Source organism: Clostridium sp. K13, assembly GCF_019734195.1.
In the GTDB taxonomy this organism is placed as follows: Bacteria; Bacillota; Clostridia; order Clostridiales; family Clostridiaceae; genus Clostridium.
The window spans coordinates 76,028-90,601 of record NZ_JAASHM010000012.1; the positions used below are offsets into that span (position 1 = coordinate 76,028).

At 26.0% G+C, this 14,574-nt stretch carries 14 protein-coding genes; 10 read left to right on the forward strand and 4 right to left on the reverse strand.

Annotated elements, in window-relative coordinates:
* The first annotated feature begins 66 nt into the window (after nucleotides 1-66).
* The 5 genes from HCG76_RS09015 (at nucleotide 67) to HCG76_RS09035 (ending at nucleotide 6,052) form a co-directional block, all read left to right on the forward strand.
* Entirely contained in the window at nucleotides 67-1,107 is a 1,041-nt protein-coding gene (locus tag HCG76_RS09015) for a M42 family metallopeptidase (RefSeq protein ID WP_221699977.1), read from the forward strand.
* 239 nt (nucleotides 1,108-1,346) lie between these two features.
* A complete protein-coding gene (locus HCG76_RS09020) occupies nucleotides 1,347-1,883 on the forward strand; it encodes a hypothetical protein (RefSeq protein ID WP_221699976.1) in 537 nt (178 codons plus the stop codon).
* The gene (locus HCG76_RS09025; RefSeq protein ID WP_221699975.1) at nucleotides 1,873-2,928 is read left to right on the forward strand and encodes a hypothetical protein; all 1,056 of its coding nucleotides are present in this window, start codon (nucleotides 1,873-1,875) and stop codon (nucleotides 2,926-2,928) included. Before HCG76_RS09020 ends, HCG76_RS09025 begins: the two co-directional genes overlap by 11 nt.
* Before the next feature lie 396 nt (nucleotides 2,929-3,324).
* Nucleotides 3,325-4,989, forward strand: a complete 1,665-nt coding sequence (locus tag HCG76_RS09030; protein ID WP_221699974.1) for an outer membrane protein assembly factor BamB family protein — start codon at nucleotides 3,325-3,327, stop codon at nucleotides 4,987-4,989.
* A gap of 127 nt (nucleotides 4,990-5,116) precedes the next feature.
* Nucleotides 5,117-6,052, forward strand: coding sequence for an IS1/IS1595 family N-terminal zinc-binding domain-containing protein (locus HCG76_RS09035; protein WP_221699973.1), 936 nt, complete (start codon nucleotides 5,117-5,119; stop codon nucleotides 6,050-6,052).
* Between the two features lie 462 nt (nucleotides 6,053-6,514).
* On the opposite strand, the gene HCG76_RS09040 is transcribed toward HCG76_RS09035, so the two are convergent.
* Nucleotides 6,515-7,243, reverse strand: coding sequence for a phosphatase (locus HCG76_RS09040; RefSeq protein WP_221699972.1), 729 nt, complete (start codon nucleotides 7,241-7,243; stop codon nucleotides 6,515-6,517).
* Between the two features lie 427 nt (nucleotides 7,244-7,670).
* On the opposite strand from HCG76_RS09040, the gene yjeM reads away from it, so the two are divergent.
* Nucleotides 7,671-9,191, forward strand: a complete 1,521-nt coding sequence (gene yjeM, locus HCG76_RS09045) for a glutamate/gamma-aminobutyrate family transporter YjeM (RefSeq protein ID WP_221699971.1) — start codon at nucleotides 7,671-7,673, stop codon at nucleotides 9,189-9,191.
* A 56-nt stretch (nucleotides 9,192-9,247) separates the two neighbouring features.
* Here yjeM and HCG76_RS09050 read toward each other — a convergent pair whose 3' ends face one another.
* Entirely contained in the window at nucleotides 9,248-9,442 is a 195-nt protein-coding gene (locus tag HCG76_RS09050) for a hypothetical protein (RefSeq protein ID WP_221699970.1), read from the reverse strand.
* A gap of 328 nt (nucleotides 9,443-9,770) precedes the next feature.
* On the opposite strand from HCG76_RS09050, the gene HCG76_RS09055 reads away from it, so the two are divergent.
* Entirely contained in the window at nucleotides 9,771-11,222 is a 1,452-nt protein-coding gene (locus HCG76_RS09055; RefSeq protein ID WP_221699969.1) for a glycogen synthase, read from the forward strand.
* A gap of 186 nt (nucleotides 11,223-11,408) precedes the next feature.
* Here HCG76_RS09055 and HCG76_RS09060 read toward each other — a convergent pair whose 3' ends face one another.
* Together HCG76_RS09060 and HCG76_RS09065 are read right to left on the reverse strand one after the other, a co-directional pair.
* Nucleotides 11,409-12,518 carry a DUF362 domain-containing protein gene (locus HCG76_RS09060; RefSeq protein WP_221699968.1) on the reverse strand — a complete coding sequence of 370 codons (1,110 nt, stop codon included), beginning with the start codon at nucleotides 12,516-12,518 and terminating at the stop codon, nucleotides 11,409-11,411.
* A gap of 147 nt (nucleotides 12,519-12,665) precedes the next feature.
* Nucleotides 12,666-13,247: a hypothetical protein gene (locus HCG76_RS09065; RefSeq protein WP_221699967.1), complete on the reverse strand. Its 582-nt coding sequence runs from the start codon at nucleotides 13,245-13,247 to the stop codon at nucleotides 12,666-12,668.
* A gap of 178 nt (nucleotides 13,248-13,425) precedes the next feature.
* On the opposite strand from HCG76_RS09065, the gene HCG76_RS09070 reads away from it, so the two are divergent.
* The 3 genes from HCG76_RS09070 (at nucleotide 13,426) to HCG76_RS09080 (ending at nucleotide 14,496) form a co-directional block, all read left to right on the forward strand.
* Nucleotides 13,426-14,052, forward strand: a complete 627-nt coding sequence (locus tag HCG76_RS09070) for an HAD family hydrolase (RefSeq protein WP_221699966.1) — start codon at nucleotides 13,426-13,428, stop codon at nucleotides 14,050-14,052.
* A 12-nt stretch (nucleotides 14,053-14,064) separates the two neighbouring features.
* Nucleotides 14,065-14,262 carry a hypothetical protein gene (locus HCG76_RS09075; RefSeq protein WP_221699965.1) on the forward strand — a complete coding sequence of 66 codons (198 nt, stop codon included), beginning with the start codon at nucleotides 14,065-14,067 and terminating at the stop codon, nucleotides 14,260-14,262.
* 69 nt (nucleotides 14,263-14,331) lie between these two features.
* Nucleotides 14,332-14,496, forward strand: coding sequence for a hypothetical protein (locus HCG76_RS09080; protein ID WP_221699964.1), 165 nt, complete (start codon nucleotides 14,332-14,334; stop codon nucleotides 14,494-14,496).
* Nucleotides 14,497-14,574 lie beyond the last annotated feature (78 nt).

The window sequence follows — 14,574 nt, forward strand, 5'->3', positions numbered from 1 at the left end:
GTTATGATATAATAGAATAAAAATACAATTAAACTATTAATAGACAATTATAAGATGGAGGAGAAAATGAGTAAAGAAGTTAGCATTGATAGAGGATTTTTATTAAAAACAGCTAAGGAAATATTAGAGTTTAATAGTCCAACAGGGTTTTGTTTTGAAATAATGGATAGAATAGAAGGGATAATTAAACCTTTTGGGTATAAGTTCGAGAGAAATAATAAAGGTTGTGGAATAATAACTGTAGAAGGTGAAAGCGCAGAAAAAACCATAGGACTTTGTGCGCATGTTGATACTTTAGGAGCAATGGTAAGATCTATAACACCAAGTGGAACATTAAAATTTACTGTTTTGGGAGGACCAATACTACCTACATTAGATAGTGAATATTGTATAATTAGAACTAGAGATGGTAGGGAATATACTGGAACATTTTTAAGTACTAGTCCAGCGGCTCATGTTTTTGAGGATAGCAAATCTAAGCTTAGAGATGAAAAAAACATGGAAGTTAGAATAGATGAAGTTGTTAAGTCTAAAGAAGATGTTTTAAACTTAGGAATTTGTCCTGGAGATTTTATATTTATTGATCCAAAGACTACTATAACAGAAAGTGGATTTATTAAATCAAGATTTATAGATGATAAAGGAAGTGTTGCTGCAATACTTGCTCTATTAGAAACAATGCATAGAGAAAATTTAAAACCAAAACATACTGTAAAAATTATTATCTCAACATATGAAGAAGTAGGACATGGTTCAGCATCTATTCCAGAAGATATTACTGAAATGATTGCAGTTGATATGGGCTGTATTGGAGAAGATTTATCTTGTAATGAATATCAAGTTTCAATTTGTGCTAAGGATTCTAGTGGGCCATATGATTTTAACATGACTACAGAATTAGTTAACTTAGCAAAGAATAATAATATTGATTATGCAGTAGACATATATCCTATGTATGGGTCAGATGTAAGTGCTGCATTAAGAGCAGGAAATGATATTAGAGGAGCTCTTATCGGTCCTGGAGTTCATGCATCTCATGGAATGGAAAGAACACATGTAAATGCACTTGAAAATACAATTAAGTTATTGGCGTTATATTTAATATAAGTAAAAATATATTAAGATGAATATTCTTTTTAAGATTTTGCTAATATATTAATTTTATAATATATTATAAGAAGGGGGTGATAAAAAGAATAGAATAAAAATTTAAAGTATTTTGATGAAGTTGAAAATAAAAAAAATCTAGTTTACGAAAAAGAAGTTGTTATTGTATTAAACTATAAAAGTAAAGGTTTTAGTAAGACTTAAAGAATAGTTTTACTAAAACTATTAAGGGATAGGTGATGAATAATATTATGTATGAATATAAGTTAGATATAAGTGAAGAAAATAAGGAGCTTTATAAAAGTGTATACAAAAGAACTACTATATTTAGACTGGCTATATTAGTATTAATAAATTGTATTATATTAGGAACCTTATTATTTTTATATTTTTCACTAATATTAAAAAGATATTTAAAAGTTTTTATGATAGTAATATTAATTTCTATTTTAATAGAAGTTATAGCTTTTATTTTGGTTTCGAAAAAACGAGTTAAGTCTATAGTAAATAGAATAAATAGTAATTGTATTAATATTGATTTTTATGAAGAGGGAATTAAAATTATTGAAGATGATATAGAGAAAGTTATTAAATGGAATGCAATTAATGCTGTATACGTAAATAAGGACTATATAACTTTTAATTATAGTATAACTTTATTTAAAGAAAATACTTTTTTATTTAAAGGTTTTGATGTTTCTAGAGATGAAATAATAAATGAAGTTAAAAAGTATAAGAGTGTAAAGGAAGTAGGAGGTGTTAAAAGTGGAGATTAAATATAGTTCTTTAAAGAATAGTATAAGTATAAGAGAGTATATTAAATATGTTTTAGATAATAACATAGAAGCAAAAGATTATAGAAAAATTAATTACATACCTGCATTAATAAATATTATTTTAATATTATCTGCTATTTTTTATATATTTTATGATAGTAATATTATTAAAATTTTAATTTTAATAATATTAATTATGTTACTTTACATATTTGTTGGATATTTTATTAGTAAGATAATAGGGAAAAAAACAATAATTAAAAAATTTAGTGATTCAAATAGCGAAGTTTATATAAAAATTGAAAATGATATTATTATTTCTAAAAATGAATATGGATCAGTTAAATTTCCAGTAAGAAAAATAGAGACTATTCACCTATTAAGGTATGGATTAATATTAGCTACTGAGCATAATAAAATTAAAGTATTTATTCCTAAGCAAGAACTACCATTAGAGTTAAGTGAATTTATAGATAAGTTTAGAAAAGTAAATGACAAATTAATTATAGTAAATAAAAATGAGAGTTTTAAGAAAAAAGTACTGTTGATTATAATAAATAGTATTGTTGTACTAGCTATATCTATTATTATAGGTGTAAGTTTAGGCAAATATAGTTATAATTTTAAATATCATGTTAAAAACTTAATCTTATCAGAAGATTTAATAAAAACCACAGAAGAAACAAGAGGTGGCAATATATATCAAAGTGAAAATCATAATGTAGAAATATACTTTCCAAAAGGATGGAAGAATAAATACGGAATAGAAGATACTGAAGAATGTATTAATGTATATTACTTAACTAATGGGAAAAAAGATGATGAGGCAATGTTATTATTTAAATTTATAGAAAGTGATAAGGTGAAAAACTCAAAGGAGTTTAATATTTATAAATATGTAACCTTTGATAATGATATGTTTTATGAAATACTTACTCCAAAGGTAGTAGAAATTCCAAAAGATGATAAAGAAATTAAGAAAGAATATACTAATATGTATAATGTTTTTGATGTACTATCATTTAAAAAACTTAATAAATCTTAATTTTATTTCAAAATAAATTAGAATTACTTAAAATAGACAGGTTAATATGAATATTAGCTTCTACAATAATGTTAAATAGTCAATAAGATTAATTGCAGTAATTGGAGGAGCGTTGATTATTTTAGGGGTTTATGTTTCAGAAAATAAGAATAAAGAAGAATAATAAATGGCAAATTAAAAATAAATTTAAAAAGATAATAAAATGTAAAATATTTACAAAATATCCAATAGCTGATATAATTTTCTTATATCAGCTATTTTTTTGTCAATTAAGTTACTTTATTTGATTTCAATTATAAACTTTAGTATTAAATTTAATAAGCTACATTTCTATTAATAGGTATAAGCACACATGTACATAAATAATATCTATAAATTATAAAAAGGGGTTTTACAATGGGGAAAAGAATAAAAATACTTATATTAATGGGAATGACAATGAGTTTAATATCTTGTGTACTAGCAAGTAAAATGGTAAATAATGAAGAAAAAGCTAATAAGATTGCTTTAATAAATAATATACAAGAGGATGAAGAAATAGAAGTTTACGAAAATGAAGAGGAAGAATTAAAAGTAGAAGAGTTAATAGAGGTAAAGAGAGAAATTGAAGCAATAGATTTAGAGCCTAATATTAATATAAATTATAATTATGAAGTTATTGGTGATAGAAATATTTGCTCAGATATTTTATTTACAGATAAATATTCCAGCTTGGAGGGAATACCTACTTTTAGAGGAAATAATTTTAGAAATACTGCTTCTTATGGAGTAAGTAAAATATCAAGAAAAGAATTAAATGTTAAGTGGAAGACTACAACGTCTTTTAGTTCATGGGGTGGAGGAGCCGGATGGACAGGACAACCGGCAATTATAAAATGGAATGAAGATTTAAAGAACTCCATGAATATAGATGAGAAATTTAAAAGTCAAGCTAATTTCACTGAAGTTATGTATGCATCCTTAGATGGAAAGGTATACTTTTTAGATTTAAAAAGTGGAGAGCAAAGCAGAAATACTATTAAGGTAGGAAATCCTATAAAAGGTAGCTTATCTATAGATTCAAGAGAGATACCTATGCTTTATGTAGGAGAAGGTATTGATGAAGGTGGAACAACTGGATTTAATATTTACAGTTTAATTGATGGAAGTAGTTTATATGAAATTAATGGGTATGATGATTATGCATATAGGGGATGGCCAGCTTTTGATTCTTCAGCATTAATATATCCAGAAGGTGATATAGTTATTGAAGCTGGAGAAAATGGGATTTTGTATATAATAAAGTTGAATACAAATTATGATAGGGAAAATAATACTGTATCAATAAATCCAGAAACTTTAAAGTATAGATATTATACTGGAGATAGTTATGGAAGATTAGGAATTGAAAATAGTGTAGTAGCATATGCAAATTTATTGTATTTTGCAGATAACAATGGAGAAATACATTGTATAGATTTGAGAAAAATGGAACCGATGTGGATAGTAGAAGGATTAGATGATATAGATGCAACTATAACTCTTGAAGAGGAAGATGGAGTTCCATATTTATATATTGGGGATGAGGTTGATCATCAAGGAATAATAGGAACATCTACAATTAGAAAAATTAATGGTCTAAGTGGAGAAGTAGTTTGGAAGAATGAATTTACATGTGAATCCGTTGTTGGTGGAGATGCTACTAATGGAGGTATTTTAGCTACAAATGTCATAGGAAAAAATAATATATCTGATTTAGTTATTTTTTCTCTTGCAAGATATGATGGATTTAGTAGTGGGGCTGTTATTGCAATGAGTAAAAGTACAGGAGAAGTAGTGTGGGAAACTAAAGTGAACAATTATCTATGGTCATCTCCAGTTGATTTTTATGATGAAGATGGTAATGGATATATAATTCAATGTGACTCTGCAGGTAATATGTTCTTAATTGATGGTAGAACTGGAATTATACTAAATACTATAACTTTAGATGCAAACATAGAAGCATCACCAACTATATATGAAGATATGATAGTTATAGCTACACGTGGGGGAAGTATTTATGGAATAGAAATAAGATAATTAGTGAGTATAAAGGTTTTAGTAGTTAAAGAAAAATATATATTAAGTTTTATAAAGAAGTTTTAAAAATAATATAATAAATGTTTAAAATTATTTTCACTTGTTAATAATTGCAGATGGTGATAATATGAATAACGTTTATAAAATATTAATGAAAACTTCTAATAAAAAAATAATATCAGATCCTAATTTAAATGTATGGAAAAATAGAAAATCAAAAGTAAAAATAATAAACAAATGTCCATATTGTGAAGCTCAAGATATTATTAAATATGGAATGTATAAAAGTAATCAGAGGTATAAATGCAAAGATGAGCAGTGTGGAAGAACTTTTACTAGTGAATTTTATAATGAATTTAGATATTCTAAAAAATTTAAGGAAAACTGTGATAAGTATTTTGAGCTTTTAAATAATGGCCTTACTATAAGAGAGTGTGCAACTAAATTAAATATTACAACTGTTACAGCATTTTTCTGGAGACATCGTTTATTATATGATATAAAATGTAAAAATTATATAGAAAAAATAAATTCCTATGTAGAATTAACTAAGATGATTGTACGTGAAAATTTTAAAGGCTCAAGAGAGATTTATGAAGAAAAAAGAGATTCAATTATAGTTATTAATGCTGTAAATGAATCTCTTGATATAATGCCAATTATTGCAGCTCGAAATTTTCTTGGTTTTTATGAAATAAGAGATAATCTTATTCCCAAATTAGATAAAAGAGCATATGTAGTAGGATTAATTGATGGAAGACTTAAAACTTTTGCTAAGGCATTTAATGAAATAAATAAAGTTGAAATTAGAGAAAATAATGGGGAAAATATTGATATAAGATATTCTATAAAGACTTTAAAGTGGTTATCTAAATTTAGAGGAGTTGCAACTAAATATTTAGAAAATTATTTAGCATGGAGACTATTTGAGTATAAAAGTAGTTTTGAAATAAAAAAAGAGGTACTTGGAATTGAAAAGATAGAAAATAATGAGTGCTTAAAGCAGAAAATTAATACATATATTTCTTGGAAAAATATAAAGTCAACAAAACTGGAAGCTTAAAAGTTTCTAAAGAAAAAACGAGAGTATATATTTTTATAGAGTAATTTAATGGTTGGCCATTATTTTAATGTTAATAATGGTCTATTTGTTTTATATAAATATATATTTGATAAAAAATTTCTGAACATAATTAAAATAAAAATATTAAATATTTTAAAGTAACTTAGGGGGAAATTTATGCTAAGTGAGTATATATTAATATGTTATACTAAATTGTTGCTAACAACAATTTAGTATAACAGACTCATATAGTGATTAATGATATACTTTATAGGTAATACTATATCAATTATTTATAAAAGGGAATGATTAAATTTTCCGTATGTATTGTTAATAAAGATAAATAAAGAATAATAAAAAACACAGTAAATTCTGTGTTTTTTTATTAACATTATAATAGTACTTAAAAGTGAAATTATAGTAAATAACTATTATAACTTTCGAAAATAAATATATATAAAATTATAAATCTTGTAGTCTATCTTTAGATTTTAGATGGGCAATTAATTTGTCAGGATCATTCATAATAAGATCCTCAGGCATGTTGATTTTTTTAAATAATTCAATTCCTTTATTAAAATCACCTATTTTAGTATTAAAATGTGCATCAGACGTTAAAATTACTTTTGTACCATATTCTTTACAAAGAAGGGCAACTTTTTCACAATTAACATCACTTCCAACTCTTGATGACCCAGAAAGAGAACTATTATTTATTTCAATCATTATATTTTTTTCTTTTGCCTTTTTAACAATTGCGTCATAATCAAGTTCATAATTAGGATTTCCAAGATGACCTAATATCTCAACTTTTTCATATTTATCCATAACATTTAAAATTGCCATAGTATTTTCTTTTTTTGTTTTAGGTCTAAAAACTGGTTCATGGAATGATGTAATCATGTAGTCTAAATGTTTCATTCCATCTTCGGGTAAATCAATATTTCCATCTATATCTAAAATGTTTGCTTCACAACCTCTAAGAATAATTACATTATTAATAATTCTAGGAACAGTTTTTAAGTTTCCAAAATACCAATAATGAGGTGCGCCAGGCATTGAAGGTGCATGATCAGATGTACCTAATATTTTAATTCCCTTCTTAGCACAGTAATCTATATTTTCCATAAGAGTTGTATATGCATGTCCGCTTACTATTGTATGTGTATGCAAATCAGATAAGTAATTCATAAAAATCTCCTTTTGATATGTTATTTTAGAATTATGTAGCAATAATTTAATATTGCTTAGCACTTATTTATTAGTATATTTATTTTTGTGTTAAACTTCAACAAAATAAATGTTAATATCGTTAAAAATATGTTTAAATTCTGATTAATATGAGATGCTAATAATAAAGAAGAAAATAGATGATTTAGCAATTTAGTGCGATAAAGCGAAATTTCTATGTGATAAAATATTCAAAAAAATCATATATAATAGATAAATTATAAGAAGGTTTTATGAATAAATTTTAATAAAATAATAAAATAATTATAAAATTGTGAAAAATATCTAATGGAAAATGTAAAAAGAATCTAGTATAATATATTATGTTGTAAAATTCGACAAATATACTTGAAGATTATTGTAAATTTATACGAAGGAGGAAATTTTTATGAGTAATAAAAAAGGTAAATTAACTTTAGTAGCACTAATACTTATGATTTTTACATCAGTATTTGGATTTACTAATATTCCAAGAGCCTTTTTCCTTATGGGATATTCAGCTATTCCATGGTATATATTTGGAGCTATATGCTTCTTTATACCATATGCATTTATGATGGCTGAATTTGGTTCAGCATTTAAGGAAGAAAAGGGTGGAATTTATTCTTGGATGCAACATTCAGTAGGGAGAAAGTTTGCATTTATAGGAACATTTATGTGGTTTGCTTCATACATAGTTTGGATGGTAAGTGTATCATCTTCTATATGGGTTCCACTTTCTAATTTAATTTTTGGAGCAGATAAAACTGGAACTTGGTCATTATTTGGATTAAGCTCTTCACAAACTTTAGGTGTTTTAGGTGTAATTTTTGTTATATTAATCACTTTCTTATCATCAAAAGGTATGAATAGTATATCTAAAGTTGCATCTGTAGGTGGAATATTTGTAACTAGTGCAAATGTAATCTTAATAGTAGGTGCATTAATAGTATTTTTTGCTAATGGATTTAAAGCTGCACAACCAATAAATTTAGCACAATTTACAAATTCACCAAATCCAGCTTATGGATCAATTTTAGCAGTATTAGGATTCTTAGTTTTTGCTATCTTTGCTTATGGTGGCTTAGAAACTGTAGGTGGTCTTGTTGACCAAACTGAAAATGCTAATATTACATTCCCAAGAGGAATTAAAATTTCTGCAATTGTTATTGGTGTTGGATATTCTTTAGCTATTTTAATGGTTGGTTTATTTACTAACTGGCAAGCTGTGTTATCTTCACCAGATGTAAGTATGGCAAATGTAGCTTATGTAGTTATCAAGAATTTAGGAGTTCAATTAGGAGATGTTTTTGGACTTTCTGCATCAGCTGCTGAAATAATGGGAGTTTGGTTTGCAAGATATATTGGATTAGCAATGTTCTTAGCATTACTTGGAGCATTCTTTACATTAATCTACTCTCCATTAAAACAATTAATAGAAGGTACACCAAAAGAAATATGGCCAGAAAAATGGACTAAAATAAATGATAATGGTATGCCAGTTAATGCAATGTGGATTCAATGTATTGCTGTTGTTGCTATAATAATAGCAGCTGTTTTAACAGGTGGAAAATCATCTAAGCTTTTAGATTACTTAATATTAATGGGTAATGTTGCTATGACTATTCCAACAATGTTCTTAGCAGTTGCATTTATATACTTTAAGAAAAATGATAGTATAAATAAGCCTTTCATATTCTTTAATAGTAAGAAGGTTGCAACTATATGGGCAATAATCGTTACAGCTACTGTTGGTTTTGCTAATATATTTACTATTTTACAACCAGCAATTGAAAGTAAGGATTATATTTCTACAGGATTCCAATTAGCAGGTCCAATAGTATTTGGATTAATAGCATTTTTCTTAATTACTAGATATGAAAAGAAATATGGAAATAATGATATAGATTCGCAAGATAAAATTGCATAATTGATAAAAAAAGAGCAACCTTGAATTTAAGGTTGCTCTTTAAATTTATGTAATAATTATAGTCCTGTAACTTCAACATCTTCTAATAGGTGCTTGTACTTTAAAAATTCTGCGTATAAATTATCAATACGTTTTTCTAAAAGTTCTCTTTCAGAAATTTGAGCTACTTTTCTCAATTTAGATGTAAGCTTTTGAATTTCCTCATCAATTGACCACATTTCTTTCATAATTTCATAAGCATTACTTTTCATAAAATCACATCCTCTTATAAATAATATATAAATTTAATCTTAATTTATATATTAATATTATAACATAATCTAAATATAAATACAAAATTATATTAAATAAGTAAAAATATTGATAAATTAATAAAATTAGAAAAGATAAAAGTAAAAAATAAAAGTTACAAAGGTTTACAGAAAATTTATTGGTAATTATCTCTAAAAAATATTTCAAAAAAATGGAAATATGTTAAAATGTTAATATAATTAAAGTAAATAGTGCATATTTAGCAAAGACCCATTATATGATAATCATAGTAAAAGATATAATCAAAAATCGGGAGGAAATAAAATAATGAAAAATATACTATTTGTAGCATCTGAAAGTGTACCTTTTATAAAGACAGGGGGACTTGCAGATGTTGTAGGATCACTTCCTAAATCATTTCCAAAAGAAGAATTTGATGTAAGAGTTATAATACCAAATTATACATGTATTCCATGGCAATATAGAAGTGACTTTAAATATATAACACATTTTTATATGGATTTTGGACAAGTAAGTAGTAGAGAACATGTAGGAGTTATGACTACTCAATATGATGGAATAACATTTTATTTTATAGATAATCAACATTACTTTGGCGGGGATAAACCCTATGGAGATACTAAATTTGATATAGAAAAGTTTTGTTTCTTTAGTAAAGCAGCCTTATCAATTTTACCAAGTATAAACTTTAAACCAGACATAATACATTGCCATGATTGGCAAACAGGAGTATTACCAGTATATCTTCATACTATCTTTAAAGATAATCACTTCTATGATAACATACGTACTATTATGACAATTCATAATTTAAGATTCCAAGGAATTTGGGATGTTGAAACACTTAAGAAAATTACAGGATTCCCTGATTACGTATTTAGACCAACAGATATGGAATATAAAAAAGATGCCAATATGCTAAAAGGCGGAATGGTATATGCAAACTATATTACAACAGTAAGTAATAGTTATAAAGATGAAATACAAAGTGAATATTATGGAGAAGGACTAGATGGTGTTGTAAGAGATAAAAATGGAGGATTATTTGGAATATTAAATGGTATAGATTATAATGAATATAATCCTGAAACTGATAATGAGATATTTAATAGATATAATGCATATAGCTTTATTGGAAATAAGGCTAAAAATAAGCTAGAATTACAAAGAGAACTAGGTTTAGAGCAAAATGAAAATAAATTTATGATAGGCTTAATATCAAGATTAACAGATCAAAAGGGAATAGATTTAATTCAAAGAGTTATAGAAGAAGTTGTAGATGATTATACTCAGCTAGTTGTTATAGGAACTGGTGATGAGGGATATGAAAATATGTTTAGATATTATGAGTGGAAATTAAAAGGAAAAGTATCAGGAAATATATATTTTTCTAATAATAGAGCTCATAAAATATATGCAGCAGCAGATGCTATGCTTGTGCCATCAAGATTTGAACCATGTGGTTTAACTCAATTAATAGCATTAAGATATGGGACAGTTCCTATAGTAAGAGAAACAGGTGGATTAAAGGATACTGTAGAACCATATAATATATATTCAGACAGTGGAACAGGATTTTCTTTTGCAAATTATAATGCTCACGAGATGCTTAATACTATAAATTATGCAAAACATATATATTTTGACGAAAGAGCTAAATGGAATGGAATAGCATTTAGAGGAATGAATAAAGATTTTTCATGGAGAAATTCAGCAGAAGAATATTCTAAATTATATAGAAGATTAATGGGAGAGTAATTAAAACTTAATATAGAATTTAAGGCATTCTAAAGTTTAGAAGTATCTTTAGTGTTAATAAAATATATCTAACATTTTATTAAAGCTCCATTAAGTACCCTTAAATGTAAGTAATATTCTAATTATAGAATGTCTTAATATAAAATAAAGTCACAATATATTTATAGACTGTGACTTTATTTTATATTAAATTTCAATTAATTCATAATTTTGAGTTCCGATGCCAAGTTTCTCAGCATGTTCTAAACATACTTCCCAATTAGTGTCAGGGTGAGTGTTTTTAAAATGATCATTGTGAATATGAGGTTGTTTAGCTAAAAAACTTTCGTTGATTACTGTTTGCTTATTTGCCATATCAGCACAAGCTTTATCTAAAGCAACAGGATCAAAGGATGCAAACATACCTACGTTAGGAATAATAGCAGCATCATTTTCAGAGTGACAATCACAGTTAGGTGAAACGTCAATAACAAAACTAATATGAAAATGTGGCTTATCATGTATTACAGCATAAGAATATTCAGCTATCTTTTTATTTAGTATATCATTAGCTTCATAAGAAGTAGGTGCAATTGCATCAAAATTACATACACCTATACAACGTCCACATCCAACACATTTATTTTGATTTATATGAGATTTTCTGCTTTCATTAAATGAAATAGCAGAATGAGCACAGATTTTAGCGCAAGCACTACATCCCACACATTTATCAATATCAACTTCAGGTTTACCATTACTATGCATTTCCATTTTGCCAGCTCTAGATCCACACCCCATGCCGATATTCTTAAGAGCACCACCAAAACCAGTTGCTTCATGACCTTTAAAATGATTCATAGAAATGAAAATATCAGAATCCATAATAGCTCTTCCTATTTTTGCTTCTTTGACATATTCACCACAGCTTATAGTAACTAATGTTTCGTCAGTTCCCTTTAATCCATCAGCAATAATGACATGACAGCCAGTAGAAAATGGAGTATAACCGTTTTCGTAAGCTGCATCTAAGTGATCTAAAGCATTTTTTCTTCTTCCAACATAAAGTGTATTGCAATCAGTTAAAAATACTTTTCCACCATTTTCTTTAATTAAATCAACAATAACTTTAGAATAATTTGGACGAAGATAAGCTAAATTACCAGGTTCACCAAAGTGGATTTTTATTGCAGTAAATTTATCTTTAAAATTTAAAGATTCAATGCCAGCTTTTTTTACTAACCTTTCTAATTTATTTAATAGGTTCATATTTCCGTTTGTACGTAAATTAGTAAAATATACTTTAGATTTTTCCAAGATTAAAACCTCCTTAATTCTCTTTAAAAATTATACCACCTAAAATTGTAACATAATGAAATAAAATACAATATACATTTAAATAAATTATGAATATAAAAACTTAAGATTTGATGTATATATAAGTTAAAACATCAAATCTTAAAATTATTTTGAAGAGTTATTTTTTATAGAATTACTAGAATGACCTAATAAAAATCCAACACAACTGCTAATTAAATCCCTAAATTGGATTACTGTAGGACTTGTGCCAGATGGGATTAGGTTGAAGTTGTTACCTATAATTAAGCAAAGTAATGATATAATACATACAGTTAATGCAATTAGAATTTGTAAAGTTTTATTACAAATATATTCTTTAACTTTCTTATTATTAATTTTAAAAGGAAGTTCATCTGTAGAACATATTGAATCATCTGAATCATTAGAATGCTCAATATCATCATCATTTTTACTAAGAGGTACTACAATACCAGAATTTCTACTTTTTATAACTTCATTTTTTAAAAAGTTTTCACTAAGAAAATAGCCAAAAATTGCAGCAACGGATGTACGAATTATTACATTTATGGATATTGAATTAGAATTAGTTGGTTCAGGGGTAAACAAGTTAAAAATACATTGAATTAATAAAATAATCATAATTATAATAAGTGCTTTATCACTAATAGAAATTTCTTTCCAACACTTAATTAAAGCATTTAAAAGATTATTTTTTAATTTTTTCATAATAAGCAACCTCCTTGTTATAATATATTTTATTAAGTTAAGATAATCTATGTTACATAAAATTTATTTATTTATTTAAATAAAAAATAGGATAATGTAGAGTGTTGAAATATATGATATAAAATTATAAGATAATGATATAATAATTAGTAATAACAGGTAAGCTTAGGAGGTAAATATGAAGTTTGATGGTATAATATTTGATTTAGATGGGACTTTATGGGATTCTACAAAGGAAGTTGCTAAGACATGGAGTATGATAATATCTAAATATAATTTAACTAGAAAAGAAGTAACTGTAGAAGACTTAAAGCCTTGTATGGGAAAGTTATTAGATGAAATAGCTAAAATTTTACTTCCGGATTTAGACGAAGAAATTCAAATGAAAATTATAAAGGAATGCTGTGAATTCGAAAATGAATACTTAGGAGAGTTTGGAGCAACTTTATATAATAAATTAGAAGAAACATTAGAAAATCTATCTAAGAATTATAAATTATTTATAGTTAGTAACTGCCAAGATGGATATATTGAAAGCTTTTTTAATTCACATAAATTAGATAAGTATTTTACAGATTATGAATGTCCAGGAAGAACTGGTTTAGCTAAGGCAGAAAATATAAAATTAGTTGTTGAAAGAAACAATTTAAAAAATCCAGTTTATATAGGGGATACACAAGGTGATGCAAATGCAGCGAAGGCTGCAAATGTTCCATTTATATATGCAGAATATGGATTTGGAGACGTAGAAAGCTTTGAAGAAAAAATTGAATCTTTTGAAGATTTATTAAATATTATAAACTAAGGAGAAAAAAATATGATAACTAAAAAGCAACTTAAAGATGATATTATAACTTATGATATTATTAAGTATAAAGATGAAGATGGAAAGATGATTGAATATGTTGAGGTTACTTTAGTAGATAGAATTATTGATGTATATATGGATACTAGAGAAGTTAACATAGGAATCCTAGCAAATAAAATTTTAGAAGATAATTTATACGAAGAATAAGTTTATAAAATAGCTATTAGATATATAATATATTTAATAGCTATTTTTAATTTTAAGGAGTATTACTATATGGATAAATGTTTATTTTGTAAGAAGAGCTTAGAAAAAGAGTTTTATGAAAATAAGATAGGGAAATTTTGCAATGAAAATCATTACGATGAATATTTAAAAAGTTTAAGTAAGGAAGAATATATAGAATTGCAGCATTCAATGTGTGTTTGTAGTGATGATTAAGAAAAGGGGCTGTATCAAAATAACTTTTGATACTAGCCGAATAAGAAAGGGAGGATTCGAATTCGAATCCTCCCTTTT

Excerpts from the sequence above, each read along its gene's own strand:
- HCG76_RS09075 (WP_221699965.1), top strand. The coding sequence starts at position 14,065 with ATGATAACTAAAAAGCAACTTAAAGATGATATTATAACTTATGATATT.
- HCG76_RS09040 (WP_221699972.1), bottom strand. The coding sequence starts at position 7,243 with ATGAATTACTTATCTGATTTGCATACACATACAATAGTAAGCGGACAT.
- HCG76_RS09080 (WP_221699964.1), top strand. The coding sequence starts at position 14,332 with ATGGATAAATGTTTATTTTGTAAGAAGAGCTTAGAAAAAGAGTTTTAT.
- HCG76_RS09035 (WP_221699973.1), top strand. The coding sequence starts at position 5,117 with ATGAATAACGTTTATAAAATATTAATGAAAACTTCTAATAAAAAAATA.
- HCG76_RS09070 (WP_221699966.1), top strand. The coding sequence starts at position 13,426 with ATGAAGTTTGATGGTATAATATTTGATTTAGATGGGACTTTATGGGAT.
- yjeM (WP_221699971.1), top strand. The coding sequence starts at position 7,671 with ATGAGTAATAAAAAAGGTAAATTAACTTTAGTAGCACTAATACTTATG.
- HCG76_RS09055 (WP_221699969.1), top strand. The coding sequence starts at position 9,771 with ATGAAAAATATACTATTTGTAGCATCTGAAAGTGTACCTTTTATAAAG.
- HCG76_RS09050 (WP_221699970.1), bottom strand. The coding sequence starts at position 9,442 with ATGAAAAGTAATGCTTATGAAATTATGAAAGAAATGTGGTCAATTGAT.
- HCG76_RS09015 (WP_221699977.1), top strand. The coding sequence starts at position 67 with ATGAGTAAAGAAGTTAGCATTGATAGAGGATTTTTATTAAAAACAGCT.
- HCG76_RS09030 (WP_221699974.1), top strand. The coding sequence starts at position 3,325 with ATGGGGAAAAGAATAAAAATACTTATATTAATGGGAATGACAATGAGT.
- HCG76_RS09065 (WP_221699967.1), bottom strand. The coding sequence starts at position 13,247 with ATGAAAAAATTAAAAAATAATCTTTTAAATGCTTTAATTAAGTGTTGG.
- HCG76_RS09020 (WP_221699976.1), top strand. The coding sequence starts at position 1,347 with ATGAATAATATTATGTATGAATATAAGTTAGATATAAGTGAAGAAAAT.